This is a genomic window from Thioclava kandeliae (genome assembly GCF_040297545.1).
Taxonomy (GTDB): Bacteria; Pseudomonadota; Alphaproteobacteria; order Rhodobacterales; family Rhodobacteraceae; genus Thioclava; species Thioclava kandeliae.
Genome location: NZ_JAYWLC010000009.1, coordinates 131646 through 157852, shown reverse-complemented (window position 1 = coordinate 157852; position 26207 = coordinate 131646). Strand labels below are relative to the sequence as shown.

Below are 26207 nucleotides of genomic sequence, written 5' to 3'. Positions count from 1 at the left end.
GCATACCAGCCCTCGGGCGCGCTATAAGAAGGTCCAACAAGATCTAGAAGAATTGAGGCGCGCGTGAACGATACTCCCGATACGCCGGACACCGAGGAAAACGGGGCGGGGCGCCCCTCCTCTGAACAGTTTCCCATAGTCTCCATCGCGTCCGAGATGAAGACGGCCTATCTCGATTACGCGATGAGCGTAATTGTATCGCGCGCGATCCCTGATCTGCGTGACGGCCTCAAGCCCGTGCACCGCCGCATCCTCTATGCGATGCATGAGACGGGCAATACGCATGACAAGCCCTATCGCAAATCGGCGCGTCCGGTGGGCGACGTGATGGGGAAATACCACCCCCATGGCGATGCCGCGATCTATGATGCGTTGGTCCGCATGGCCCAGCCCTTCTCGATGTCGCTGCCGCTTCTGGATGGTCAGGGCAATTTCGGCTCGATGGATGGCGATAGTGCCGCCGCCATGCGCTACACGGAAGTCCGCATGCAGAAGGCCGCGGCCTTCCTGCTGGCCGATATCGAGAAAGACACCGTCGATTTTCAGGACAACTACGATGGCAAGGACCGCGAGCCGGTCGTCCTGCCCGCGCGGTTCCCGAATATGCTGGTCAATGGTGCGGGCGGTATCGCGGTGGGTATGGCCACCAATATCCCGCCGCATAACCTGGGCGAAGTGGTCGATGCGACCCTTGCCCTGATCGACAATCCCGATATGTCGACCGAGGCGATCATGCAGATCGTCCCCGGCCCCGACTTCCCGACCGGCGGTCTGATCCTTGGCCGTGGCGGTGCGCGCAAGGCCTATCTCGAGGGCCGCGGCTCGGTGGTGATCCGCGCCAAGACCCGCATCGAGGAGGTTCGCAAGGACCGTTTCGCCATCGTGGTCGACGAGATCCCCTATCAGGTCAACAAAGCCTCGATGATCGAGAAGATCGCCGAGCTGGTGCGCGACAAGCGCCTCGAAGGCATCTCCAACATTGCCGATGAATCCGACCGTGTCGGTGTGCGCGTGGTGATCGAGCTGAAGCGCGATGCGACGCCGGATGTGGTGCTCAACCAGCTCTACCGCCTGACGCCTTTGCAAACCTCGTTCGGCTGCAACATGCTGGCGCTCAATGGCGGCCGCCCCGAGCAGCTCACCCTGCGCGATTTCCTGTCGCATTTCATCACCTTCCGCGAGGAAGTGGTCGCGCGTCGCACCGCGTTCGAGCTGCGCAAGGCGCGCGAGCGCAGCCATGTGCTCTGCGGTCTCGCCGTGGCGGTTTCGAATGTGGACGAGGTCGTGGCCACGATCCGCTCCTCGGCCGATGCGGCCGAGGCCCGCGAGCGGCTGATGACGCGGCGCTGGCCCGCACATGATATCGTCGAATATCTGAAACTGATCGATGACCCGCTGCATCCGGTCAATGATGACGGCACCTACAACCTCTCCGAGGTGCAGGCCCGCGCGATCCTCGATCTGCGCCTGCAGCGCCTGACCCAGATCGGGGTCAAGGAAGTCACCGACGAGCTGGCGGAACTGGCCGAGAAGATCAAGGACTACCTTGCCATCCTCGCCTCGCGCGAGCGGATCATGGCGATCATCTCGGACGAGCTGCGCGAAGTACGCGAGCTGTTCGCCGTCCCGCGCCGCACCGAGATTGCCGATTTCATCGGCGATATCGACGACGAGGATCTGATCGAGCGCGAGGATATGGTCGTGACTGTGACGCAGTCGGGCTATATCAAGCGCACGCCGCTGGCCGATTTCCGTTCGCAGAAACGCGGTGGCAAGGGGCTGTCGGGCGGCGGTCTGAAGGATGATGATGCGGTGACCACGATGTTTGTGGCCAATACCCATACGCAGCTTCTGTTCTTCACGACCGAAGGCATGGTCTACAAGATGAAGACTTGGCAGCTGCCGGCCGGTTCGCGTGCCTCCAAGGGCAAGGCGATCGTCAATATTCTGCCGATCCCTGCGGGCGTCTCCATAGCCGCCATCACACCGGTGGACCGCGACGAGGCCGAGTGGGACGATCTGCAGATGGTCTTTGCCACCTCGGCAGGCACCGTCCGCCGCAACCGCCTTTCGGATTTCACCAATGTCATGCGTAACGGCAAGATCGCGATGAAATTCGAGGAGGAGAATGCGGGCATGCGTCTGATCAATGCGCGCATCTGTTCCGAGGATGACGATGTGATGCTGGTCACGGCCAAGGGCCGCGCGATCCGCTTCCCCGTGCCGGAAGTGCGGGTGTTCAATTCGCGTAATTCGGTCGGCGTGCGCGGCGTGAAGCTGCTGGGCGAGGACGAGGTCGTCTCGATGTCCGTCATCCGCCACTTCGATGCCACCTCGGAAGAACGCACCGCTTATCTCAAGCAGCGCCGTCTGATGGCCGGTATCACCGAAGAGGACGAGACCGACGAGGAGGACGACGCGGTCGAGGGCGGCCAGCTCTCGCCCGAGCGCTATGCCGAAATGTCGGCGGCCGAGGACCTGATCCTGACGATTACCGCCAAGGGCCTTGGCAAGACCTCCTCGAGCCATGACTACCCCGTGCGCGGGCGTGGGGGCATGGGCGTCACCGCCTTCGAGAAGAAGATGCGCGGCGGCGATCTCGTGGCATCCTTCCCTGTCGAAATGGGAGACCAGATCATGCTGGCCACCTCGACCGGCCAGTCGATCCGCTGTCCGGTGGACGGGATCTCCTTCCGCTCGCGTGGCGCAGGCGGTGTGCGGGTCTTCAACACGGCTGTCGGCGAGACGGTGGTCTCGGTCGCCCGTATCGCCGATCAGGGTGATGAGGATGGCGAGGAGCTGCCAATCACGGAAACGTCACAGACTGACGATACGCCACCCGCTGACGGCGCTTCCGAAGACGAGTAAAACCAAGGGCAGGCACAGCGATGTGACCTGCCCTTTCCTTTACGGCTTACCAGAATCTGTGGCGCAAGATCACAGACCAACGAGCAGAGTAGACATATGAAAAAGACAGCCATCCTCGCCCTGCTGGCAGGGTTCGCGCCCATGGCCTCCCATGCGGCCGATATCGTCGGCGCCAATGTCGGCGCTTCACATTTCAATTATCTCGACGCGGATTCGCGCGACCAGTCGCGCACCAACATCGGTGGGCAGATGGAAGTCGGCTTCACGCCGCAATTCTCGCTTCAGGGCGATATGGCGCTCAATCGCTACTGGGATGACAGCTGGGATGGCCATACCACCGCGCTCCATGCCATCTACAATATGAATGGCATGATGAAATTCGGTGCGCGTGCCGGTTTCGAGCGGATCGACGGCGATGATTACACCACGCTAGGCGTCGAGTATAAGGGCGATTATGGCATGTTCTCGGTGGAGAGCGCCTATAATCACGTCAAGAGCGATGATGCCGATATGCAGGGCAACCTCTATAACGTCTCCGCAACCATGCCGCTGAATTCGCAGGTCAAGGTTGGCGGCCGCCTTGATTATTACGACACCGATGATGTCACGGGCCGCCGCTATGCGGCCACCGGTGAATATGATCTGGGCAATGGCTATGCGATGACGGGCGAGCTGGGCTTCAACGATGCCAATCATGATGATGCGGAAAGCTATGTAGGCATCGGCCTGCGTGCGGATCTGGGTCAGGGTGGTGTGAGCTTCAGCGATCACAGCCTGTCGGATCTGATCGTCGGCCACTGAACCGGGCGATCTGCGCAAGATCAGGGGCGGCCCTCTTGGGGGTCGCCTTTTCATATGCAGAAACTGGTGATCCCTGTTTCCGCTCTGGCCTATTACAGTCTGCAACCAGAGCGGGTGGAAGGATCCCGTCCCCAGCCTCGAAAGGTTTGTGTCAAAACCGATAGAAAGGTTCTTTTTGAGGGGCTTTTTTTAATCGAATATCAAAATGTTCCTGCTCTTTTCGAGGCGTGACCGGGAGGGCGGAGATGAATCTCTATCATTGTATGATCGAATTGAATTCGGGCAGTAAGGCGCTGGCTTTTGCTGCGGCAGCCGATGGCTGGTATGGGGCTTTGCAGGAGCGCGGACTGATCCGCTCGTGGCGGCTGATGCGGCGCAAGCTGGGGCTCGGGGCCGATGGTCAGGCCGATTTCCTGCTGGAGATTGAGGTGACGGATATGGCCATGCTCGAGGAGGCGTTCCGCGCCGTGGGGCATGGCGACGATGCGCTGGCTCATAAATATGACCTGATGCATGGTATGATCGCCACAAGCAGCGTGGGGCTCTACCGCGAGTTCCCCGACCCGGAGCGCCGCGAGCGCATCGCGCTGATCTGAGGGTCCCGCGCGGCAAAGCGGCATCGAGCCCCTTCACCGCGCGCGGGATCGGGCCTGTGGCCCGCCCCGAGGGGGCCTTGTGTCTCCTCAACGCTCCAGTTGGCTTGGCCACGAGAATGTCTCTTTTCAAATTACCGGCTTTGGCCTAGACCCGCGCCATGACAGATACACTCCATATCCTTGGCGGCGGCATGGCCGGTTCCGAAGCCGCGTGGCAGGCCGCATCCGCAGGCGTGCGTGTCGTGTTGCACGAGATGCGCCCCACCGTTGAAACCTTTGCCCACCGCACCGGTGATTTCGCCGAGATGGTGTGCTCGAATTCCTTCCGCTCGGATGATGACGAGCAGAACGCCGTGGGGCTCCTGCATTGGGAAATGCGGGCCGCGAACGGTCTGATCATGTCGATGGCCGATCGTCACAGCCTGCCCGCAGGGGGCGCGCTGGCCGTGGACCGCGATGCGTTCTCGGCAGGTGTGACCCGTGCGATCAAGGATCACCCGCTGATCGAGACGCGCTATGGCGAGATTACCGAACTGCCCAAGGACGGGCATTGGATCGTGGCCACCGGCCCGCTGACCTCGGGCGCGCTGGCCGAGAGCATCCGCCTCGAGACCGGCGCCGACGCACTGGCCTTCTTTGATGCCATCGCCCCGATCATCTATTTCGACACGATCGATATGGACACGGCATGGCTGCAATCGCGCTATGACAAGGGCGAGACCGAAGAGGAACGCACCGCCTATATCAACTGCCCGATGACCAAGCCCGAATATGAGGCCTTCATCGACGCGCTTCTGGCCGCCGACAAAACCGAATTCCATGATGGCGAGACGGCGAAATATTTCGATGGCTGCCTGCCGATCGAGGTGATGGCCGAGCGTGGACGAGAGACGCTGCGTCATGGCCCGATGAAGCCTATCGGCCTGACCAACAGCCATAAGCCCGAAGAGAAAGCCTATGCCGTCGTGCAGCTGCGCCGCGATAACGCATTGGGCACGCTATATAATATCGTAGGCTTCCAGACCAAGATGAAATATGGCGCACAGACCGAAGTGCTGCGGATGATCCCGGGCCTGCAGAATGCGAGTTTTGCACGGCTGGGCGGCATCCACCGCAATACCTTCATCAACTCGCCCACGCTTCTGGATAATCAGATGCGACTGAAATCGCGCCCCAATATCCGCTTTGCGGGGCAGATCACCGGCGTCGAGGGCTATGTGGAATCCTCGGCCATGGGGCTTCTGGCAGGCCGGATGGCCGCCGCCGAGATCCTTGGCCGCGATCTGCCGCCGCCCTCATACGAGACCGCAATGGGCAGCCTTGTGAACCACATCACTGGTGGCGCGGAGGCCAAGACCTTCCAGCCGATGAATGTGAATTTCGGGCTTTTCCCGCCGGTCGAGGCGCGTGGCGGGCGGCGCGGCCGCAAGGACCGCTACAAACTCTATACCGACCGCGCGAAAGAGCAGTTCACCGCGTGGCTTGACGCCCAGCCCAAGTGAGGGCCGATGCGCACGCGGTTTGCTCCCTCGCCCACGGGGCTTCTGCATCTGGGGCATGCCTATTCCGCGCTTCTTGCGTGGGATAGGGCGCAGGCCGAGGGCGGCGTCTTCCTCCTGCGGATCGAGGATAACGACACGCAGCGCTGCCGCCCCGAATATGAGGCGGCCTGCTACGAGGATCTGCGCTGGTTGGGGCTGTCATGGCCCGAACCCGTGATGCGGCTCTCGGACCGGCGCGAGACCTATCAGGCCGTGATCCATGATCTGATCGACCGCGGGCTGGCCTATCCCTGTGCCTGCACGCGGCGCGACATCCAGGAGGCGCTCTCGGCACCGCAGGAAGGGGTGGCTGCCCCCCATCTCTATCCGGGCACCTGCCGCCACCGCAAAGGCGAATATCCGCAGGAGGGCGATGCGGTGCGGCTGGATATGGCGGCGGCACTTGGCACGATCCAGCATCCGCTGACACGGGAAGAAACCGGCCTTGGGGCGGGACAGCATGTGCTCGACCCTGCCCGCCTGCTGCAGGACCATGGCGATATCGTCCTGATGCGCAAGGATATCGGCACGGCCGCCTATCATCTGTCGGTGGTGGTCGATGACGCCGAACAAGGCATCACCGATGTCATCCGTGGGGCGGACCTTGCGGAGGCGACGATGCTGCACCGGCTGTTGCAGGCGGTGCTGGAGCTGCCCACGCCGCGCTACCATCACCACCGGCTGATCCGCGACGAGAATGGCAAGCGGCTGGCCAAGCGCGATGATGCGCGCGCCATCTCGCTTTACCGCCACGAGGGCGCATCGCCCGCTCAGATACGGGCGATGGTCGGACTTTAGTCGTCCATCGGCTCGGAGGTGATGACCTCGTGGCCATTCTCGACCAATGTATAGAAGCAGCTGCGGCGGTTGGTGTGGCAGGCCGGCCCCTTTTGCGTGACCTTCATCAGCAGGCAATCACGGTCGCAATCGATGCGCAGCTCGACCAGATGCTGCATATGCCCCGAGCTCTCGCCCTTGGCCCAGAAGCTCTGGCGCGAACGCGACCAATAGGTCACATGGCCGCTCTCGATCGTCTTCGCGAGGCTTTCGGCATTCATCCATGCCATCATCAGCACCTCACCATTCTCGGCATCCTGGGCGATGGCGGGGATCAGACCATTGGCATCATATTTCAGGCTGGAAAGATCGAGCGACATAGGGGTTTCCTCTGCAAGGTGAAGGCCCTATCTATCGCAAACGGAAGTAAGGGGAAAGACCATGAGCGACGGCGATCTGTTCAAGCTGTATTCGCAGCGCATACTGGCGCTGGCGGCCGATATTCCCCATACCGCCCCCCTGCCCGCCCCCCACCACACCGCCAAGAAACGGGCCCCTCTGTGTGGCTCGACGGTCGAGGTGGCGCTTGATCTGAAGGATGGACGGATCGCGGGTTACAGCCAGAATGTGCGGGCCTGCGCGCTCGGTCAGGCCTCTGCTGCGATCTTCGGTCAGAATGTTATCGGCCGCTCCCGCGCCGAGGTGCAAAAACTGCGCGACGACCTGGCACTGATGCTGGCTGGCCAAGGGCCGGTGCCAGACACGCCCTTTGGCGACTACGAAGTTCTGACCGCGGCTCAGGACTATCCCAACCGGCATGGATCTATCCTGCTGGCGCCCGATGCCACGTTGATGGCCTTTGAGCAGGATTAACGGCTTCTCAAAGCTTCTCTGAAAGGCTCCTCCCATAAGTGTGGAGGCGCTTTTTGATGAATGATCTGTCCTTTTCCGCGAGTGAGGCCCGTCCTGCGTCGGATGATCTGAGCCAGATCGGGCGCGAAGCGATTACGCTCGGGCGCGAGATCGTCGAGATCGCAGCCGCACTGGATTTGCTCGCAATGGCGGCCGCAGATCAGAGCACCCATCTGGCTGCCGCCGATCGGGCCGCGCATACTATCCAGTCGGCCAATGAGAGCGTGCTGAGCGGCATCAGCGCCGTGTCCGATGCCGCAGAACGCACACAGAGCAATGTCACAGAGACCGCAGCCCAGATGCGGAAGACGGCGGAGCACGCGCATAAGATCGCTGGCTGGGTTACCTCGGTGGCCACACGCATGGCGGATATCGGCCAGACGCTGGCGCAGGTGACATCACAAAATAGCAGCATCCGGCAGATCGCCACGCAAGTGAACATCCTCGCCATCAATGCCAAGATCGAAGCCGTACGTGCAGGCGATGCGGGGCGTGGCTTTGCCGTGGTGGCCGAGGCCGTGAACGAACTCTCGCGCAAGACAGCCACTACGGCGGACGGGATCAGCAATGCGATCGAGGGCTTGGACCGCGGCATTAAAACCCTGCGTAACGAGGCAGAAGCTATCACCAATGATGCCTCTCAGGTGCTCAGCGGGACCGAAGAAACCGATCGCGCGATGGCGCGCATGACGCAATCAGTCGGCGAGACCCGTCAGGCCATATCGGATATCGCACAACGCACCGCTGAGGTGAGGGAGGCCAATAGCCGCTTCGGACCTGCCTTTGCCGCGATGACCAAGACAATGCGCCAGGGTGCGGATCAGGTGACGCAGGCACAGGGCCGCGCCAATGCGCTGATCACCGTTGGCGAAACCATTGTGCAGCACTCCGTCCGGCTTGGCGGAGCGATTGAAGATGCCGCGCTTATCAGGTTCGTGCAGCACGAGGCAGCACGGGTCAGTGACCTGTTCTCCACGGCGGTGGCCAATGGGCGTATCGATATGGCCGCCCTCTTCGATAGGCAGTATCAGCCCGTCGCGGGTAGCGATCCGCTGCAGGTCATGACGCGCTTCACCGGTTTCACCGATGAGGTTCTGCCGCCCATTCAGGAAGCGGCTCTCGAGATCGACCCGAAGATCGTGTTCTGCGCCGCCGTGGACCAGAACGGTTATCTGCCAACCCATAACCGCAAATTCTCCAAACCACAGGGCCAAGATCCCGTCTGGAACGTGGCCAATTGCCGGAACCGTAGGATCTTCGACGACCGGGTGGGCCTGCGCGCGGGCCGTTCCACCGCGCCCTTTGTTCTGCAGATCTACCGCCGCGACATGGGAGATGGGAACTTTGTTCTGATGAAAGACCTCTCTGCGCCGATCACCGTCAACGGACGCCACTGGGGCGGCTTGCGTATCGCCTATGCGTTCTAGGTAAAGAAAAAGCCGCCATCGGGGAGATGGCGGCAAGTCATGCGCTTTGAAGGCATCCTTGGTGTGATGAGGCATCGTTCAGGCAAACGATAAGGATGCGGCCCGCGGGGACAGTGCGGCCAAAGCGCGAGGCAGAGGAGCTTCAGAAAAGCCCCGGAAGGCACAGAAGACCGAAGAAGGTCACACAAATCGACGCAACGCCAAGCACGTCGGACACAAGATTATCGCCCTCAATCATCGAACCGATTTTACGAAGCATTCTGTAACCTCCTTACATCTGTTGCCACTTTGTTCTCACTAAAATGAGAACAAGTAAAGAACATTTTTAGAAAGTTTTAGATTACCCTACGGAAATAAGACGGATGGCACGATCCTGTTCCATCAGCCAGAGCAAGGTGCGCGCTGCGCGCCCGCGCTCACTCTCGAGGGTCGGGTCGCGTTCCAGAAGCGCGCGCGCATCCGTCTGTGCAGTGGCCATCAGCCCTGCCTGACGTTCGAGATCGGCCACACGGAAGCGCGGCAACCCCGATTGCGCCGTGCCGATCATATCGCCCGCGCCCCGCAGCGCGAGGTCTTCCTCGGCAATGCGGAACCCGTCCTCGCTATCGCGAAGCACCTTCAGACGCCGCTCGCCGGTTTCGGTCAGCGGCGCACGATACATCAACAGACAGGTCGAGGCCGCAGCCCCCCGCCCCACGCGCCCGCGTAGCTGGTGCAACTGGGCCAGCCCGAAGCTCTCCGCCCGCTCGATGACCATGATCGAGGCATTGGGGACGTTCACCCCCACCTCGATCACCGTCGTCGCCACCAGAACCCGCTTGGCCCCCGACACGAACTCCGCCATCGCGGCATCTTTGTCGGCAGGGCTCATCTGACCGTGGACCAGCGTCACCACCTCATCGCCAAGCGTCGCGCGCAGATGCTTGAACCGCTCCTCGGCGGATTGCAGATCGGATTTCTCGCTTTCCTCGACCAGCGGGCAGACCCAATAGGCCTGCCGCCCCTCCTCGACCGCGCGCGCCAGATGTGCGGTGACCTCGGCCAGCCGCTCGTCGGCGATCAGCGCGGTCTTGACCGGCGTCCGTCCGGGTGGCTTCTCGTCAAGGATCGAGACATCCATATCGCCATATTGGGTCAGCGCCAGCGAGCGCGGGATCGGCGTTGCGGTCATCACGAGGATATCCACCGCCTGTCCTTTGGCCCCCAATTCCATGCGCTGTGCCACGCCAAAACGGTGCTGTTCATCAATCACCACGAAACGCAGATCGTGGAACTGCACATCTTTCTGGAACACCGCATGGGTGCCGAGCAGAATGTCGATCCGCCCTGCGGCCAGATCCTCGAGCTTGGCCGCGCGATCCGACCCCTTGTCACGCCCAGTCAGCAGCTCGACCCGGATGCCCGCCGCACGCGCCATGGGGGCGATCCCCTCCATATGCTGGCGCGCGAGGATCTCGGTGGGCGCCATCATCACGGATTGCCCGCCCGCCTCGACCGCCGTAACCAGTGCGAGCAACGCCACCAGCGTCTTGCCTGCGCCCACATCACCCTGCAAAAGGCGGTTCATCCGCTTGTCCGATGCCATATCGGCGCGGATCTCGGCCACGGCGCGGCTCTGCGCCGCAGTCGGGCTATAGGGCAGCGCCTTCAGGATGCGCGCCGCGATCCTGCCGTCGCCCTGCGTGACACGGCCCGGCTTGCGCTTGGCAGTGCGTCGCGCCAGCGCCAGAGTGAGCTGATGGGCGAAGAGCTCGTCATAGGCCAGCCGCAGCCGCGCGGGCGATTGCGGCATACATTGTGCCAGATCCTCGGGCGCATGCGCCCCGTGCATGGCCTGCGCCCAATCGGGCCAGCCCTCACGCGTTTTCAGATTGGGGTCGATCCATTCGGGCAGCTCCGGCAACAGCTCCAACGCGCCGGCTGAGGCTTTGCCCATCACCTTCTGCGTGATCCCCGCCGAAAGCGGATAGACCGGCTCGAAGCGCGGGATGTCCTTTACCTCATCGGGCAGCAGGATAAAATCGGGATGCACGATCTGCGCGCGGCCCTCATAGATCTCGATCTTGCCCGACACGATCCGGCGCTCGCCCAAGGGCAGCTGCTTCTGGAACCACTGGTCATTGCCACGGAAGAAGACCAGCGTGATCTCGACCTCGGCATCTTCGACAATCACCCGCGAAGGCGCCCCCGCCCGAGATGCCTTGATATGGCGCAGCACGGTGACCTCGGTCGTGACCACCTGCCCATGCGGCATGCCATTCACCGTCGGAACCGGCCGCCGGTCAATGAGGCTGTAGGGCAAAGTCAGCAGCAGATCGCGGGGCTTCTCGATCCCCGCCTGCGCCATGGTCTGCGCGAGCTTCGGGCCGATCCCCGGCAGGCTTTCAAGCTTGCCGAAGAGCGGAAACAGGATCTCGGGACGCCCTGCCATCAGCCCTGTCCGGCAAGCGTGAGCCACTCGTCCTCATCGATCACCCGCACACCCAGATCGGCGGCTTTGGTGGCCTTCGATCCGGCACCAGGCCCCGCCACAAGAATGTCGGTCTTTTTTGAGACCGACCCCGCCACCTTCGCCCCCAGCGCCTCGGCCCGCGCCTTGGCCTCCGAGCGCGTCATCTTCTCGAGCGTGCCGGTAAAGACAATGGTCAGTCCCGCAACCTCGCTATCGGCTTTGGGCTTCTCGGCTTCCTGCACATCCAGCTCGGCAATCAGCCGGTCGATGGAGCCGCGCTCGGCCTCCTGATGGAAAGTGCTCACAACACTTTCGGCCAGAACCTTCCCGACACCGTCGATCCCCATGAGATCCTCCCATGCGGCATTGCCTTCGGCAGCCTGCGTCATCGCCTCCTCGAAAGCGGTCCAATTGCCGTAATGGCGTGCCAGCAGCGTGGCGGTCTGCTCGCCCACATGGCGGATGCCGAGCGCGAAGATCACCCGCGCCAGCGCGATCTCGCGCCGATCGTCGATCGCATCGAACAGCTTGAGCGCGGATTTCTCGCCCCAACCATCGCGGTTTTTCAACTGCCGCACCTGACCCGGCCCGTAATTCGCGCGCAGACGGAAGATGTCGACCGGCTCCCTGACCCAGCCATCCTCGTAGAAAGCCTCGACCTGTTTGGCACCCAGCCCGTCGATATCGAAGGCCGCGCGCGAGACGAAATGCTTGAGCTTCTCGACCTGTTGGGCCGGACAGATCAGGCCGCCCGAACAACGGCGCACCGCATCGCCTTCCTCGCGGATCGCGTCGGACCCGCATTCGGGGCAGTGATGCGGGAAATCATAGGGCTGAGCGTCCTCGCTCCGGCGGCTCAGATCGACATCGGCAATCTTCGGGATCACATCACCGGCGCGATACACCTGCACCCAGTCTCCCTCCCGGATATCACGCCCGCCACGGATTTCCGCCCCCCTGGAATCGCGCCCTGCGATGTAATCCTCGTTATGGAGCGTGGCATTGGACACCACGACACCGCCGACGGTCACCGGCGTCAGACGGGCCACGGGGCTAAGTGCGCCGGTGCGACCGACCTGAATCTCGATTTTCTCGAGTTGGGTCCAGGCCAGTTCGGCAGGGAATTTATGGGCGATCGCCCAACGCGGCGTGGTCGAGCGGAAGCCCAGACGTCCCTGCAATGCAAGCTCGTTCACCTTGTAGACGACGCCGTCGATATCATAGCCCAGAGCGGCGCGATCCGCCTCGATCGCGTGGTAATGCGCGATCATCTCCTTTGATCCGGTGCAGAGCTTCGTAAGCGGATTGGTCGAGAAGCCGAGCTCGGCCAGACGCTCGATGGCGCCTTTCTGCGTCTCGGCCAGCGGGGCCGAGAGCACGCCCCACGCATAGGCGAAGAATTTCAGCGGGCGGCGCGCGGTCACCTTGGGGTCGAGCTGGCGCAGGGAGCCTGCGGCCGCGTTGCGCGGATTGGCAAAGCGCTTGTCGCCACGCTCTTCCTGCGCCTCATTGAGCGCCGCGAAATCGGCATGGCTCATGTAGACCTCGCCGCGCACCTCCAGAATATCGGGCGCGCCCTGCAGGCTCTTCGGGATATCGGGGATGGTTCTGGCATTCTCGGTGACGTTCTCGCCGGTCTCGCCATCACCGCGAGTGGCCGCATAAACCAGTTTTCCCTGCTCGTACCGGAGCGAGAGCGACAACCCGTCGATCTTCGGCTCCGCCGTAAACGGCAGGGGCGCGTCGGCGGCAAGTCCCAGATATTTTCGGATGCCACGGACAAAATCCTCGACATCTGCGTCCTCGAAGGCATTGCCGAGGCTCATCATCCGTTGTTCATGGCGGATCTTGGCAAAGCCATCAGCGGGTGCCGCGCCGATTTTTTGCGTCGGGCTATCCGCGCGACGCAACTCCGGAAACGCCTCTTCGAGGGCAAGAAGACGACGCTTGAGCGCATCATAATCCGCGTCGGAAATCTCGGGGGCATCTTCGGTATGATAGGCCTGATTGGCCTGCCCGAGCTTTGCCGAGAGCTCCTCCACCTCCTGCACAGCGGCCTCTTTTGTCAAATCACCGATGGGAGTGGCGGAAGTCGTCATGGGCGGGGTCCTGTGTCTAAGCTCGATCGCGCGCCCCACAGATATGATCTTCTCCTGCCCTCGTCCAGCGCATCGCAGACACAAAGCCGCACCCTATGACGTCCGCGGCGCTCTTCGTTAATGGCGTTAACCAAAAGAAAAAGCCGCACTTTCGCGCGGCTTCCGATGGCTCTACAAGGAACAGGTGGTTACGAGGCCGGCCTTAAACAGCAACCCGACGCTCCATCTCACCCGGATCGGGATCACGCAGAACATAGCCACGGCCCCAGACGGTCTCGATGTAATTCTCGCCGCCAGTTGCATCCGCGAGCTTCTTGCGCAGTTTGCAGATAAACACGTCGATAATCTTCAGCTCGGGCTCGTCCATACCACCATAGAGGTGATTGAGGAACATCTCCTTGGTGAGGGTCGTCCCCTTGCGCAGGCTGAGCAGTTCGAGCATCTGGTACTCTTTGCCCGTGAGATGGACAGGTTTGTTTTCGACCTCGACCGTTTTCGCATCGAGATTGACCGAGACCTTGCCGGTACGGATCACGGATTGCGAATGGCCTTTGGAGCGCCGGATAATCGCATGTATCCGTGCCACAAGCTCTTCACGGTGGAAGGGTTTGGTCATGTAGTCATCGGCACCAAAGCCGAAACCCTTGATCTTGTTCTCGGTGTCATCGGCACCGGTCAAAATCAGGATCGGCGTATCGACTTTCGACAGACGTAGCTGACGCAGAACCTCGTGACCATTCATATCGGGCAGATTGAGATCGAGCAGAATAAGATCGTAATCATACAGCTTGGCGAGATCGATCCCTTCTTCACCAAGATCAGTGCAATAGACGTTTAGATTCGCATGAGTCAGCATCAACTCAATGCTTCTCGACGTCGTGGGATCGTCCTCCACCAACAAAATCCGCATATTCCGTTCTCCGCATTAATTCCTTGGTTATCTGAAACCCTCGCACCAAATGGTTAACACACTCTTACCCCAGAACGTTAATTTTTTCAATTCCCCCTAAGGTTGTCGGAATTTCTGGATTGCCGTCACTTTCAATCCCGCAAGCCCGTGTTTCTGAACGGCCTGGGTCCAGATATCGAGCTCTTCATCGGACAGATCGTACCGTTCAAGGACCTCGTTGCGCGTGATGAGGCCGTGGGATACGGCATTCACAATAATTGCCTTACGCGACGCCACCCAACGGCGCGTTTCGGCAGGCGGGAGGTCCGCGCGGGTCAGAATCGTACCATCAGGTAGTGTGATCGACCTCGGACCATCGACTTTTTTAAGATACATGGGCACACCCCTTCACTTCGATGTAAAGCAATGTGACTGACGGGTCTTAACGACGGGTGAAACTAACCCTTGAGAATAGGTAGCATTTTCTGATATTTCTGCCCATCTGGTTAAAGGACGTTTTCCATGAGCAAGGATATGCCACTCAATTCGCTCGGTTTTGCCAAGCGCCCCGAAGACACGCGAGTCGTCGTAGCCATGTCTGGCGGCGTCGATAGCTCTGTCGTTGCGGCAGAACTGGCGGAACAGGGCTATGATGTCGTGGGCGTGACGTTGCAGCTATATGACCACGGCGCGGCACTTGCAAAGAAAGGGGCCTGCTGCGCGGGACGTGACATCCATGATGCGCGCCGTGTTGCGGAAACCATGGGCTTTCCACATTATGTGCTTGATTATGAAAACATCTTTCAGGAGGCGGTGATCGACGAATTCGCCGATGCCTATCTTGGTGGAGCCACGCCCGTACCTTGCATCCGCTGCAATGAACGGGTGAAGTTCAAGGATCTTCTGGAAACTGCCAAAGATCTCGACGCCGATTGCATGGCCACGGGTCATTACATCCAGCGCAAGATGGGCGCCAATGGCCCCGAGCTTCACAGCGCAGCCGATTCGAATCGTGACCAGAGCTATTTCCTGTTCTCGACGACCCCCGAACAGCTCTCCTTCCTGCGTTTTCCCCTCGGACATCTGCATTCCAAAGCCGAAACCCGCGCATTGGCGGCAAAACACGGCCTTCCCGTCGCAGATAAACCCGATAGCCAGGACATCTGTTTCGTGCCTGATGGCAATTATGCCAGCGTGATCGAGAAACTCCGTCCCGGGGCAGCCGATCCCGGGGAAATCGTCGATATGGACGGCAATGTTCTGGGAGAGCATCGCGGTGTGATCCATTATACCATCGGACAGCGGCGCGGTCTGGGCATCGGCGGCATGGCAGATCCGCTCTATGTCGTCAAACTCGACCCCGATAACCGGCGGGTTATCGTCGGCCCGAAAGAGGCACTGGCCACCCGCACCATCCCCGTGCGCGAGATCAACTGGCTCGGTGACGAGCCCTTCACCTCCCGTAAGGAATGGCATGTCTCGGTGAAGGTGCGCTCCACCCGTCCGCCGCGGGCCGCCATTATCCGGCCTCTCTCTGACCGCGAGGCGGAAGTCGAGCTGATCGTGCCGGAAGAAGGCGTCTCGCCGGGCCAGGCCTGCGTCTTCTATTCCAATGACGACAGCCGTATCTTCGGCGGCGGCTGGATCTGGAAGGGACGCTGAGCGAGCCTGTGCAGGACCGCACCAGTGCCAGCATGACATAAATCGCGTATCGAACTGAAACACATAGGCCTGTGCACCCCTGACATGGACAGGCCTACGAGACATATTAGGATCGGGCTATTCTATAGGGCCCGATCATGCACAAACTCCGCGAAAATATTCTGCCCCTGACCATCGCCTTTGCTCTGCTGATGGAGCTGATCGACGCGACGATCCTGTCAACCGCCCTTCCCGTGATGGCGCGCGATCTGGATGTCGCCGTGCTCTCGCTAAAGATGGCGATGACCACATATCTCATCGCATTCGCGGCATTCGTGCCGGTGTCGGGCTGGATCGCGGACAGGTTCGGGGCCCGACGGGTGTTTCTCTCCGCGATGAGTGTGTTTATCGGCGCCTCCGCACTTTGCGCGATGCAGTCCGATCTGGGTGGGCTGGTCGCCGCTCGCGCCCTCCAGGGACTGGGGGCTGCAATGATGACACCGGTCGGCCGACTGATCGTACTGCGCAACACCGATCGGAAAGAACTGGTCCGCGCGATGGTGTACCTGACCGCGCCCGCCCTTCTCGGGCCGGCACTGGGTCCGTTCATCGGTGCACTCGTGACGCAATCTCTCGGCTGGCGATGGATCTTCCTCATCAATATCCCGCTCGGGAGCATCGCCCTGATACTGGCCGCGCGACACCTGCCCCGGAATCTGCCCGCAGATCCCGTCCCGTTCGACATCACGGGGTTCATCCTCTCTGCAATAGGTCTTGCGGCGATCATGGCAGGGCTGAGCTCACTCGGAGAACATATTATGCCGATGCCCGCCGCATTGGGCCTGAGTGTAACGGGATTTGGGCTGATGGTCCTCTATACGCTGCGCGCCAGAGGCCGCAGCGACGCATTGCTCGATCCGCGCCTGTTCCGGCACCGGACCTTCTCGATTGGGATATGGGGAGGCACGGCCTTTCGGTTGAGCAACGGAGCCATTGCCTTGTTACTGCCGCTCCTCTTCCAGTTGGGCCTCGGTATGTCCATTCTTGCCTCGGGCGCATTGGCCGGACTGACTGCGATCGGAGCCTTGAGCATCCGGGGATTTTCCGGTCGCGTCGTCGACCGTTTCGGCTTCCGGCCGGTCCTGATATTCGGCACGTTTATTCGGGCGGCTAGCCTGCTCGGCTTCGGGACCATCAGTAGCCCGACCGACTGGTATCTCGTTCCCCTGCTTCTGACCGGAGGCGTGGCGCAAGCGCTGACCTTTACCGCGATCAATGCTATCACCTTCGCAGATCTTCCGCCCGAAGAGATGAGCAAGGGCGCCTCCCTCTCGGCCGTCGCCCAGCAGATGTCCCTGACACTGGGTATTGCCCTGGCCGGAGGCGCGCTCGAACTTTCGGCCTATTCTCTGGATCTGACGATCAGCAACAGTCTGATCCCGCTCCATGCCTTCACGCTGGCCTTCGCCCTTGTTGCCGTAACCGGCCCCATTGCCATGCTGGTCTTCAGCAGGCTGCGCCCCGAAGACGGCGCGGCCCTGCGCCATAAGGACGTCAAGCCGCGATTGTCGACGCAACATTGATCAGGCAGCGCGATGCGATATCGCATGTGCTGGCGGATCAACCTCGCTCAAGTAGATCGATATATGCGTTCCGGCCACCGAGCTGCGCAACGTTAATCCGCCACCCGACTGGCGCGCGAAGCCCAATACCATCGAAAGCCCTAGCCCCGACCCTTTCCCGACCGGTTTGGTAGTGAAGAAGGGCTCGAGCACATGATCCAGCACCGCTTCCGGAATGCCAGTTCCGGTGTCGGCCACAGTCAGTTCAACATAATTCCCGGGTTGGAGAATATGCCCGTCCGCCATCAGTTCGGGGCTGTCGAAATGCCGGTGCATGGCCGAAATTCGGATGCGGCCCCCTTTGGGCATCGCATCGCGTGCATTGACGATCAGGTTGATCAGGGCGGTCATCAGCAGGGTCTCGTCGACCTTGACCCAGTTCTGCCGGTGCGTGCTGACCACCTCCAGCGAGATAGATGCCGGAATGAGCCGTGCACCAAGCACCCTGACCCGCTCGAGCATCACCTCGATATCGCGAGCTTCAGCCTGCAGGTTGGATTTGCGCGAATAGGCCAGAAGCTGTTGGACCAGGGTCGCGGCACGTTCCGCCGCCTCTTTGGCATTGCGCACCATATCATCCCGCTCGGGCCGCTCGTCGGTGAGTTCGTAAAGATCCAGATTGCCGATGATCGCGGTGAGAATATTGTTGAAGTCATGCGCGACCCCGCCCGCAAGCTGCCCTACGGCCTCCATTTTCTGGGCCTGCAGCGTCCGCTCCGATGCGCGCTCGGCATCAAGCCGCATTTTGCGACCTTCGAGCAAGGCATTGGCGAAATAGACAATCAGCGCTACACAACAGACCAGCATCGCAGATTTGGCACTCAACGAGGAAACCTGTGGCAGCACCAGAAAAGCGACCGCGCCCAATGTCACGCCTACCAGCAGGATCTCCCCGTAGATCATCACCATCAACCGGTCACTCCGCCGGATCAGGAAAACCATCAGGCAGCCCAGCCCCGCTGCTGCACTGATACGCAGCGCCGTGTCCTGCTCGAGCAGCATCAATGCGGGTAGCCAGATGAACCAAGCGAGCAGAACAAGAAACATCGCGCAGGCGATGTAGGTGTCGCGCGCAGTGCAGACTTTGCCGCGCGTGCGCAGGAAGACGAAATAGAGGGCCTGCAGCGCGAAATAGACCGGTGTCCATAACAACGCCGAAGTCCACTGGAGATAGAAATGCAAGGTGAGGCCACCGTTGAACACAGCAAGATAACGCAAGAGCAACTCGCTTCGTGAACCGAATTCAAGCCTCATCAGCCTGTCGATCTCGCGCCTATGATCCATGGGATGGAGGGTATCACGTTGCATTGATTCAGCCGTACTCGGATTAGAAAAGCTCGACATCATTACTCGGCGGCGGCGGCGGCGGCGTCTCGATCACTTGCGCCTCGCCCAGAAGACGCTGTCGTGCCCGCCCTCCATTTGGCCAGAACTCGACACGTCGCGCCTGTGTGCCGCCAAGGCTTTGACCGACACAGGCGATGCCCTCACGACGCAGGAAATCCAGAACGAAGCTGCCGTTTTTCGCGCCCACATCCGAAAGCCCGGCAATCATCCGCGCGCCCCCAAAAACCTTCGCCTTCAAGGTCGCACGATTGCCGCCGTTCTTGATGATTTCGTTGATAAGAAGTTCCATCGCATTGACGCCGAAACTTGCGGTCGAGCCCGTACCTTCGGGCAGGAGGAAATGGTTCATTCCCCCGACGCCGCTATGTTCGTCATAGAGGCAGGTCGCCACGCAGGAGCCCAAGATGGTTGTGATCGACATACCATCCAGAGTGCCCACCGAGAACTCTCCCTGAGAGATGTGTTTTGGTCGCCCAATACCAAGCGTGTTCATGCAAACCGCCCTCCGCGTGCGACACTGGCTGCCTGACGGCCGCATTGCGCAAGAACCGTCGACGCGATCCGGCCGAGTGGCACGGCCTTCTCGGCGGCGCCATTCTCGACCGCAGCCCGCGGCATCCCGTAGACGACGCTGGTGGCCGAATCCTGCGCAAAGCACCGCGCTCCAGCCTGCCGTAACCGCAACATCGCATCGGCGCCATCACGCCCCATACCGGTCAGCATAACGGAGACAACTTTGGAGGCCATCGGCAAGGCCGAGTCGAAGAGCACCTCGACAGAGGGTCGGTGTCCGTTACGTTTTTCTCCTGTATCGAGCCGGCATCTGGCCGGCTCTCCCGGTCTTAGCGCAAGGTGGTGCGCGCCCCCCGGCGCCAGATAGACATTGCCCTGTGCAAGCGGCACCCCGTCTCTAGCCAGCGCCATGTTGGGTGCGATACAGCCTTGGAGACGTCGCGCAAAACTCGCGAGGAAGCTTTCCGGCATATGCTGGGTGATCAATGTCGGCGGACAGTTTACCGGAAAGCCGGACAGCACCGTCTCCAATGCATCCACCCCGCCTGTCGATGATCCGATCAAAATAATCTTGCCGTTCCAGGTAAAACCGCTTGCCGGCTCGACCTTCTTTCGTGGTCCGGAACGAAGGCGGGCATCGGCGGCGGCGACGAGCAGATCCGGTAAAATGCCGAACGCCTCGATCGGGTTTCCGTATTTGGGCTTCCCAATACAGTCCACCGCACCGAGCGAAAGCGCTTCCATGGCTTTTGTCGACCCGCGTTGTGTCAAGGTCGAGACCATAATGACCGGCATCGGCCTAAGGCGCATAATCTTTTCTAGAAATTCCAGCCCATTCATACGCGGCATTTCGACGTCAAGCGTTAGAACATCGGGCGCCAAAGCCTTTATTTTTTCTCGTGCATCATATGGGTCAGAAGCCTCACCCACAACCACCAAGCGCGGATCCCCCTGCAACTGGGCGCGGATCAACTGCCGGATAGTAGGAGAGTCATCGACGATCAAAACACGTTTGGCACTCATTTCTTGCCTTTCCTGCCGTCAAAATCGACGTGCTAAGTTTCTTGCTAGTCATGCCGAGGGGATCATGCCCCTCGGACAGGTCTTAAAAGTCTTCCCAGTCGTCATTCACTGGCGGAGGCTCGACCTTTCTCGCCAGATTACCTTCGACTTTTGGTACGGGAGGTGCCTTGAGAGCCGGCGCTTTCGGTTTGGCTGCACTTTTGACCGGTATGCTCGGTTTGACCACAGGCTTGGTTTCCGGCATCGCCGTCGGAACAGCCTTTCTATCGCCGAGAGAAAACCGACGGGTCGTCTCGTTGAGGGCATTCGCGCTCTGGCTCAGAGACTGGCTTGCCGCCGTCGTTTCTTCGAACATTGCCGCGTTATGCTGTGTCACCTGATCGAGTTGGTTCACCGATGTATTGATCTCCGAAAGACCGGAGGCCTGCTCTTTGGCCGAAGTCGCAATTCTTCCGACGCGCTCGGCGATGTCGCTTACGGAGCGAAGGATCGTCTCCAGCGCATTCCCGGCCTGACCGACGAGGCCCACACCACGATTGACCTGATCGGACGAGGCGGTGATCAGACCATCGATTTCGCGGGCCGCCTCTGAGGATCTCTGGGCCAGAGCGCGCACTTCCGAGGCGACCACCGCAAAGCCGCGCCCCGCTTCCCCGGCCCGTGCAGCTTCAACGCCAGCATTCAGAGCGAGGAGGTTCGTCTGGAAGGCAATGTCATCAATGACACTGATGATTTTCGAGATTTTCTGGGAGCTTTCCGAGATTTCGCCCATCGCCTCGACCGCCTGCTGCACGACCTGACCTGAGCTTTCCGCATCCTTGCGGGCCTGCATGACAATCAGATCAGCTTCGTTGATACCGTCGGAGGCGCTGGCAACCGAAGAGGTCAGCTGATCAAGTGCTGCTGCCGTCTCTTCGAGGGTCGCTGCCTGCTGTTCGGTCCGACGGCTTAGATCTTCTGCCGCATTCGAAATCTCGCGCGCCTCATTATCGATAGCTACGGCATTGTCGATAACGATCCGCATCGCGTCGGCAAGACGATCGACGGCTGTGTTGAAATCTCCGCGCAGCTCTTCGTACTCGTCCCCGAGGCGCTCGGAAATTTGCGAAGTCAGATTGCCGTCCGAAAGTGATTTCAGCCCAACGCGCAGCGCTTCGACAACTTTGGTCTGGCGCAATGTCATCTGGCGGCTGGCCTCGGCAGACGCCGCGAGTGCTTTGCGCGCGGCCGTAACGTCGCTACCGATGAAGATGATCTTGACCACTTCCCCCATCTCGTCATGGACCGGCGAAATGATCCCTTCCGAGATGGCCTCTCGACCGTCCTTGGTATAGATCCGCCAGGTGCCGGTGACGGAGACACCGTCGCCCACAACACGCTGTGCCACATCTGCCATGGTCAGCTCGCTATCTACTGTATCGGTGACGTCAACGAAGGGCTGGCCGATAAACTCGTCGGCGCTGATACCTACGGCGTCGCAATAGTTCTGGTTCACATGGGTAATACGCCCATCCAGACCACCCTCGCCCAACATCTGCGCTGAATCGAGTGCTTTGAGGACCGCACGCGAGATACCGATCTCGGTGACATCGCGCCATTCCACCACATAGCCGATCCGTCCCTCGCCGGGCATAATGACTTCGGAAATCCCCAGCGCGAATTGCGCCTGACCGATTTTCAGATTGGCCGAATAAGGCAGGTTCGCGCTATCGGACAGGAAATCTCGGATCCGCTGCGGGTTTTTATGGAAGGTATCGATTGAACGGCCCACCATCGAATCCGCAGTGATCGACGGATCCAGAACGTGGAAATCATCAAGCCTTGTCGCGATCAGCTCGGTCATGGCAGGATTGACATAGCTGATGTTAAAATCGGTGTCAGCCATCATCATTGATGACGAGCCTGCGTTGAACGCTGCTCCCTTTAGGGTAACATCAAGCGATGCAGCCTCGGCCGTGGCAAGTGCGAGCTGGAAGTCCTCGAGCGCAACCGCCATCTTGCCTACCTCGTCCTTGCGGCGGGTAAACGGGACGGTGATATCGAAGTCTTTTGCCGCCAGCTTATCCATAGTCGCCTTCAGCCCGAGCAGCGGCTTGGACAGTCCACGCGCCATCCACCATGCCAGTCCGATCAAGGCCAGAAGGACCAGTCCACCATGCAGGCTCATCGATTCTGCCAGCTTGAGGATGGGTGCGAAAAGTTCGCTATTCCCTTGCTCCACGACCAGAGCCGCTTTGTGGTTGAAAAGATTGATCGGGACATAGGCGGCCGTGACATCACGGTCACTCAGAACCGATTTGATCTCCGACACCCCATTTTGTCCGGCCAATGCACCTTGGATCGCCGCGTTGTCGGGGGCGGTTTTCATGACCGTCGGTCCATCCGCCAGACGCAGATTATTCTGGTATTTCAAATCATCCGTAACGAGATAGCTCTGCCCCGTCTCCTGCAGACCGCGATTATCGGCCAGGATCGCATCCAGACCTGAAAGCGGGATCTCGAAGGCCAGCGCCCCCTTGACCTCTCCCGCACGATCGAGAATCGGCGCCGCCATGAAATAGGACAGCGTGCCGCTGTGGTCGGCGGAATGCATGCTGGCATCGGAAACAAGCGGGTTCTCGGTGCTCGCCTTCAGGGCTTGCTGGAGCAGCATCCCGACATTGCTACCCGCGAAAGGTCCATCGATGATGTTGGTCGCGAAATCGTCGGCTTTCTCGATAGAATAGAGAATGTCGCCTTCGGCGCTGGCCACGAAGATATCGGAGAACCCTGCGCGCTGCGCCATCTGCAGGAGCAGGGGGTGATATTTCTCGTGCCGTTTGGTATAGAGAGAGCCGTCACTAGAGCCGTTCAGCTTCCAGCGGTCCTCGGCACGATAAGCGTTATCGGTGACATAGGCAGAATGGATCTGGTCTGCTGCACCATCCCCGAGCCGGGTCCACGAATTCTGGAAATCGCGCAGGGCTTCCCGGACGATATCGGAACCGATCGTGTTGCGGACTTCGGAGCGGATATTGGCTTCCCACTCCTGCACCCGATCTGACTGGACATCGGCGACATGACTAAGACGTTCGATCGCGGCGTCTTCCAAGAGCGCCCGCGAGTCCCGATAGGCGGTAAATGCCATAACCGACAAAGCGATAAGAGCAATAGTAAACAAGAACAGGGGCAGCTTGACCCCGATCTTCATATTATCAACAACTTTCATCCAGCAGCCTCCACTCGGGCACCAGCAGTACCCAAACCCAATACGGAGCTTTGCCCCCGCGTTAGGTCACGACCATGCTGTGAACTGCTGAAGATTCATTTAAGCTGGAATAGGCTTAGGCTCTCATCGCCGCAAACAGGAAGGAAAACTGTCGCTTCAACCTGTTTTTTATTGGAAAATCTTGGCTAACACTTTCTGGATCCTGAAGAATATCGCTCAAAATTGCACGACTTTCCCACGCCGGAAGCAATGCGCGCCGTCCAAGACGCGACAAGGACCCTGCATCAAGCCGCATCAGGCCCTCTGCCGCCAGCGCCGCCACGGCCTCCGGCCGTCCGTCAGGCAAGGGGTGACGTCCCCGCCGCACGATCTCGGGCACCGCGCGTAGATAGGCCGCAAGCCCCGCCGCCTGTGCGTGTGGCCGCATGGCCACCTCCGCATCGGAGGCTCCAATGAGCTGCGCCGCCGCGCAATAAAGCGCCCCGGACGTTCCGTCGAGATAGGCCCAGAGCGCCTCCCCATCGGCAAATTCCTCCGGCCAGCAATCACGCCGTCGCGTCTCGGCCAGCGCGACCAGATACCCCGCAACGGGGCGCAACCCTGCCAGTGCCGGACCGATCTCCGATGGCGGCAGCGATCCATCATCGCGCAGCGCCTCCAGCACATCGACCCACCATTGCACGCGCATTTCGGCAATCATCGGCTCCTTAGAGGCCCAGGGCGCACGCGCAAGCTCCAGATTGACCGCATAGAGCGGCCAGAGCCTGCGCCGGTCGGCCGCGGGCGTCGCCATCAGTGCGCGAAACCGTTCGGGATCCCCCTCCTCGACAAGTTTCGCACAATGCGCCTCGGCCTCGGTCAACCCCCCCTTCATAGCGGGCGCACCCCGTCACGCAGGAATTTCCACTGAATCGCTTCCAGAAGCGCCTCGAAGGAAGCGTCCACGAGGTTGGCATTCACGCCCACTGTCGACCAGCGGTTGCCATTGCCATCCTCGCTATCGATGACCACGCGCGTCACGGCCGCCGTCCCGCCGCCGGTGATCCGCACCCGGAAATCGACCAGTTTCATATCCTCGATATGGCACTGATAGGGCCCCAGATCCTTGGCCAGCGCCTGCCATAAAGCGTTGACAGGCCCCTGATCATAGCCCTCGTTATCCCAGCTTTCCGAGACCGAGAGCATCCGCTCCCCGCCCACTTCCAGCACGACGACCGCCTCGGAGGAATTTGCCATCTCGCGCCCGTTATGACGGCGCTCGATCACGACGCGGTAACGTTCGACCTTGAAATAGCGCGGCAATTCCCCCAGTGCGCGGCGCGCCACCAGCTCGAAACTCGCCTGAGCGCCGTCATAGGCATAGCCGTGATCCTCGCGGCGCTTGATCTCGTCGAGAATCTGCCCCAGCCGCTCGTCGCCCTTGGTGATATCGAGCCCCATATCCGCCAGACGCGCGCGCAGGTTCGACTGCCCGGCCTGATTGGACATCGGGATCTGCCGCGTATTGCCCACCGTCTCGGGCGGGATATGCTCGTAGGTCGCCGGATCCTTCAGGATCGCGCTGGCATGAAGCCCTGCCTTGTGGGTAAAGGCAGAAGCGCCGACATAGGGGGCCGAGCGCAAAGGCACACGATTGAGAATATCATCGAGTTTGCGCGAGAGCCGCGTGATCCCCGCAAGCTCGGCCTCCGGCACTCCCGTGTCAAAGCGCGAGCGATAGGGCTCTTTCAGAAGGAGCGTCGGGATCAATGCGGTGAGATTGGCATTGCCACAGCGCTCGCCCAACCCGTTCAGCGTGCCCTGGATCTGGCGCACCCCCGCATCCACCGCGGCCAGCGAACAGGCCACAGCCATGCCTGTATCATCATGGCAATGGATGCCCAGACGCTCTCCCGGAATACCCGCCGAAATCACCTCGGCCACGATGGCGGAAATCTCGGCAGGCAGTGTCCCGCCGTTGGTATCACATAGCACGATCCAGCGTGCACCCGCCTCATAGGCCGCCCGCGCGCAGGACAGCGCATAGCCGGGATTCGCCTTGAATCCGTCAAAGAAATGCTCGGCATCAAACAGCGCCTCACGCCCCTCGGACACCATATGGGCAACACTGGCGCTAATGCTTTCGAGATTTTCTTCGAGCGTGATCCCGAGCGCTGTGGACACATGGTAATCATGGGTCTTGCCGACCAGACAGACCGCAGGCGTTTTGGCATTCATCACCCCCGCCAACACCTCGTCATTGGCCGCTGACCGCCCCGCCCGCTTGGTCATGCCAAATGCGGTAAAGGTCGCGCGGGTCTCGGGACGCGCCTCGAAAAAATCGCTATCGGTCGGGTTTGCCCCCGGCCAGCCGCCCTCGATGTAATCCACCCCGATCCGGTCGAGCGCCTGCGCGATCTTGACCTTTTCGGCCACCGAAAATTGCACCCCTTGGGTCTGCTGCCCGTCGCGCAGGGTCGTGTCATAAAGATAAAGACGCTCTTTCACCGTT

At 60.6% G+C, this 26207-nt stretch carries 20 protein-coding genes; 9 read left to right on the top strand and 11 right to left on the bottom strand.

Features of this window, described 5'->3' with window-relative positions:
* The first annotated feature begins 63 nt into the window (after positions 1-63).
* The 5 genes from gyrA to gluQRS all read left to right on the top strand — a co-directional run bounded on the left by gyrA (position 64) and on the right by gluQRS (position 6604).
* On the top strand, positions 64-2868 hold the full coding sequence (gyrA, locus tag VSX56_RS12725; protein WP_350937575.1) for a DNA gyrase subunit A: 2805 nt from the start codon (positions 64-66) through the stop codon (positions 2866-2868).
* Positions 2869-2964: 96 nt separating this feature from the next.
* Positions 2965-3669, top strand: coding sequence for a porin (locus VSX56_RS12720; RefSeq protein WP_339112928.1), 705 nt, complete (start codon positions 2965-2967; stop codon positions 3667-3669).
* Positions 3670-3914: 245 nt separating this feature from the next.
* Positions 3915-4265, top strand: coding sequence for a DUF6614 family protein (locus tag VSX56_RS12715; protein WP_339112929.1), 351 nt, complete (start codon positions 3915-3917; stop codon positions 4263-4265).
* Between the two features lie 158 nt (positions 4266-4423).
* Entirely contained in the window at positions 4424-5767 is a 1344-nt protein-coding gene (trmFO, locus tag VSX56_RS12710; protein ID WP_350937571.1) for a methylenetetrahydrofolate--tRNA-(uracil(54)-C(5))-methyltransferase (FADH(2)-oxidizing) TrmFO, read from the top strand.
* Positions 5768-5773: 6 nt separating this feature from the next.
* Positions 5774-6604, top strand: a complete 831-nt coding sequence (gluQRS, locus tag VSX56_RS12705; RefSeq protein ID WP_350937569.1) for a tRNA glutamyl-Q(34) synthetase GluQRS — start codon at positions 5774-5776, stop codon at positions 6602-6604.
* Here gluQRS and hisI read toward each other — a convergent pair.
* Positions 6601-6963 (bottom strand): phosphoribosyl-AMP cyclohydrolase, encoded by a 363-nt coding sequence (gene hisI, locus VSX56_RS12700; RefSeq protein ID WP_350937567.1) that lies wholly within the window; start codon positions 6961-6963, stop codon positions 6601-6603. The genes gluQRS and hisI overlap by 4 nt on opposite strands.
* A 61-nt stretch (positions 6964-7024) precedes the next feature.
* Between hisI and VSX56_RS12695 the strand changes: the two genes are divergently transcribed.
* Together VSX56_RS12695 and VSX56_RS12690 are read left to right on the top strand one after the other, a co-directional pair.
* A complete protein-coding gene (locus VSX56_RS12695; protein WP_339112933.1) occupies positions 7025-7456 on the top strand; it encodes an iron-sulfur cluster assembly scaffold protein in 432 nt (143 codons plus the stop codon).
* Positions 7457-7512: 56 nt separating this feature from the next.
* Complete coding sequence (locus VSX56_RS12690) at positions 7513-8922, top strand: methyl-accepting chemotaxis protein (protein WP_350937563.1); 1410 nt, start codon at positions 7513-7515, stop codon at positions 8920-8922.
* 340 nt (positions 8923-9262) lie between these two features.
* On the opposite strand, the gene recG is transcribed toward VSX56_RS12690, so the two are convergent.
* The 4 genes from recG to sciP form a co-directional block, all read right to left on the bottom strand.
* Positions 9263-11353: an ATP-dependent DNA helicase RecG gene (gene recG, locus VSX56_RS12685; RefSeq protein ID WP_339112935.1), complete on the bottom strand. Its 2091-nt coding sequence runs from the start codon at positions 11351-11353 to the stop codon at positions 9263-9265.
* The gene (ligA, locus tag VSX56_RS12680; RefSeq protein WP_350937561.1) at positions 11353-13473 is read right to left on the bottom strand and encodes an NAD-dependent DNA ligase LigA; all 2121 of its coding nucleotides are present in this window, start codon (positions 13471-13473) and stop codon (positions 11353-11355) included. The genes recG and ligA overlap by 1 nt, the downstream gene beginning before the upstream one ends.
* 202 nt (positions 13474-13675) lie before the next feature.
* The gene (gene ctrA / locus VSX56_RS12675) at positions 13676-14383 is read right to left on the bottom strand and encodes a response regulator transcription factor CtrA (protein ID WP_339112937.1); all 708 of its coding nucleotides are present in this window, start codon (positions 14381-14383) and stop codon (positions 13676-13678) included.
* 96 nt (positions 14384-14479) lie between these two features.
* Complete coding sequence (sciP, locus tag VSX56_RS12670; RefSeq protein WP_339112938.1) at positions 14480-14758, bottom strand: CtrA inhibitor SciP; 279 nt, start codon at positions 14756-14758, stop codon at positions 14480-14482.
* A 126-nt stretch (positions 14759-14884) separates the two neighbouring features.
* On the opposite strand from sciP, the gene mnmA reads away from it, so the two are divergent.
* Together mnmA and VSX56_RS12660 are read left to right on the top strand one after the other, a co-directional pair.
* The gene (gene mnmA, locus VSX56_RS12665) at positions 14885-16024 is read left to right on the top strand and encodes a tRNA 2-thiouridine(34) synthase MnmA (protein WP_339112939.1); all 1140 of its coding nucleotides are present in this window, start codon (positions 14885-14887) and stop codon (positions 16022-16024) included.
* 137 nt (positions 16025-16161) lie between these two features.
* A complete protein-coding gene (locus VSX56_RS12660; RefSeq protein ID WP_350937558.1) occupies positions 16162-17586 on the top strand; it encodes an MFS transporter in 1425 nt (474 codons plus the stop codon).
* On the opposite strand, the gene VSX56_RS12655 is transcribed toward VSX56_RS12660, so the two are convergent.
* The 6 genes from VSX56_RS12655 to cimA form a co-directional block, all read right to left on the bottom strand.
* Positions 17587-18843, bottom strand: a complete 1257-nt coding sequence (locus VSX56_RS12655; protein ID WP_339112941.1) for an ATP-binding protein — start codon at positions 18841-18843, stop codon at positions 17587-17589.
* A gap of 109 nt (positions 18844-18952) precedes the next feature.
* Entirely contained in the window at positions 18953-19393 is a 441-nt protein-coding gene (locus tag VSX56_RS12650) for a chemotaxis protein CheD (RefSeq protein WP_339112942.1), read from the bottom strand.
* A 68-nt stretch (positions 19394-19461) separates the two neighbouring features.
* Complete coding sequence (locus VSX56_RS12645) at positions 19462-20508, bottom strand: protein-glutamate methylesterase/protein-glutamine glutaminase (protein ID WP_350937555.1); 1047 nt, start codon at positions 20506-20508, stop codon at positions 19462-19464.
* A gap of 82 nt (positions 20509-20590) precedes the next feature.
* Positions 20591-23716 carry a methyl-accepting chemotaxis protein gene (locus VSX56_RS12640; protein WP_350937553.1) on the bottom strand — a complete coding sequence of 1042 codons (3126 nt, stop codon included), beginning with the start codon at positions 23714-23716 and terminating at the stop codon, positions 20591-20593.
* A 115-nt stretch (positions 23717-23831) separates the two neighbouring features.
* On the bottom strand, positions 23832-24590 hold the full coding sequence (locus VSX56_RS12635; protein WP_350937551.1) for a squalene/phytoene synthase family protein: 759 nt from the start codon (positions 24588-24590) through the stop codon (positions 23832-23834).
* Positions 24587-26203 carry a citramalate synthase gene (gene cimA, locus VSX56_RS12630; RefSeq protein ID WP_339112946.1) on the bottom strand — a complete coding sequence of 539 codons (1617 nt, stop codon included), beginning with the start codon at positions 26201-26203 and terminating at the stop codon, positions 24587-24589. The genes VSX56_RS12635 and cimA overlap by 4 nt, the downstream gene beginning before the upstream one ends.
* Positions 26204-26207: the final 4 nt, after the last annotated feature.

Excerpts from the sequence above, each read along its gene's own strand:
- VSX56_RS12660 (WP_350937558.1), top strand. The coding sequence starts at position 16,162 with ATGCACAAACTCCGCGAAAATATTCTGCCCCTGACCATCGCCTTTGCT.
- VSX56_RS12720 (WP_339112928.1), top strand. The coding sequence starts at position 2,965 with ATGAAAAAGACAGCCATCCTCGCCCTGCTGGCAGGGTTCGCGCCCATG.
- VSX56_RS12650 (WP_339112942.1), bottom strand. The coding sequence starts at position 19,393 with ATGTCGATCACAACCATCTTGGGCTCCTGCGTGGCGACCTGCCTCTAT.
- hisI (WP_350937567.1), bottom strand. The coding sequence starts at position 6,963 with ATGTCGCTCGATCTTTCCAGCCTGAAATATGATGCCAATGGTCTGATC.
- mnmA (WP_339112939.1), top strand. The coding sequence starts at position 14,885 with ATGAGCAAGGATATGCCACTCAATTCGCTCGGTTTTGCCAAGCGCCCC.
- VSX56_RS12690 (WP_350937563.1), top strand. The coding sequence starts at position 7,513 with ATGAATGATCTGTCCTTTTCCGCGAGTGAGGCCCGTCCTGCGTCGGAT.
- recG (WP_339112935.1), bottom strand. The coding sequence starts at position 11,353 with ATGGCAGGGCGTCCCGAGATCCTGTTTCCGCTCTTCGGCAAGCTTGAA.
- VSX56_RS12715 (WP_339112929.1), top strand. The coding sequence starts at position 3,915 with ATGAATCTCTATCATTGTATGATCGAATTGAATTCGGGCAGTAAGGCG.
- ligA (WP_350937561.1), bottom strand. The coding sequence starts at position 13,473 with ATGACGACTTCCGCCACTCCCATCGGTGATTTGACAAAAGAGGCCGCT.
- trmFO (WP_350937571.1), top strand. The coding sequence starts at position 4,424 with ATGACAGATACACTCCATATCCTTGGCGGCGGCATGGCCGGTTCCGAA.
- VSX56_RS12645 (WP_350937555.1), bottom strand. The coding sequence starts at position 20,508 with ATGAGTGCCAAACGTGTTTTGATCGTCGATGACTCTCCTACTATCCGG.
- sciP (WP_339112938.1), bottom strand. The coding sequence starts at position 14,758 with ATGTATCTTAAAAAAGTCGATGGTCCGAGGTCGATCACACTACCTGAT.
- VSX56_RS12640 (WP_350937553.1), bottom strand. The coding sequence starts at position 23,716 with ATGAAAGTTGTTGATAATATGAAGATCGGGGTCAAGCTGCCCCTGTTC.
- VSX56_RS12695 (WP_339112933.1), top strand. The coding sequence starts at position 7,025 with ATGAGCGACGGCGATCTGTTCAAGCTGTATTCGCAGCGCATACTGGCG.
- gluQRS (WP_350937569.1), top strand. The coding sequence starts at position 5,774 with ATGCGCACGCGGTTTGCTCCCTCGCCCACGGGGCTTCTGCATCTGGGG.
- ctrA (WP_339112937.1), bottom strand. The coding sequence starts at position 14,383 with ATGCGGATTTTGTTGGTGGAGGACGATCCCACGACGTCGAGAAGCATT.
- VSX56_RS12635 (WP_350937551.1), bottom strand. The coding sequence starts at position 24,590 with ATGAAGGGGGGGTTGACCGAGGCCGAGGCGCATTGTGCGAAACTTGTC.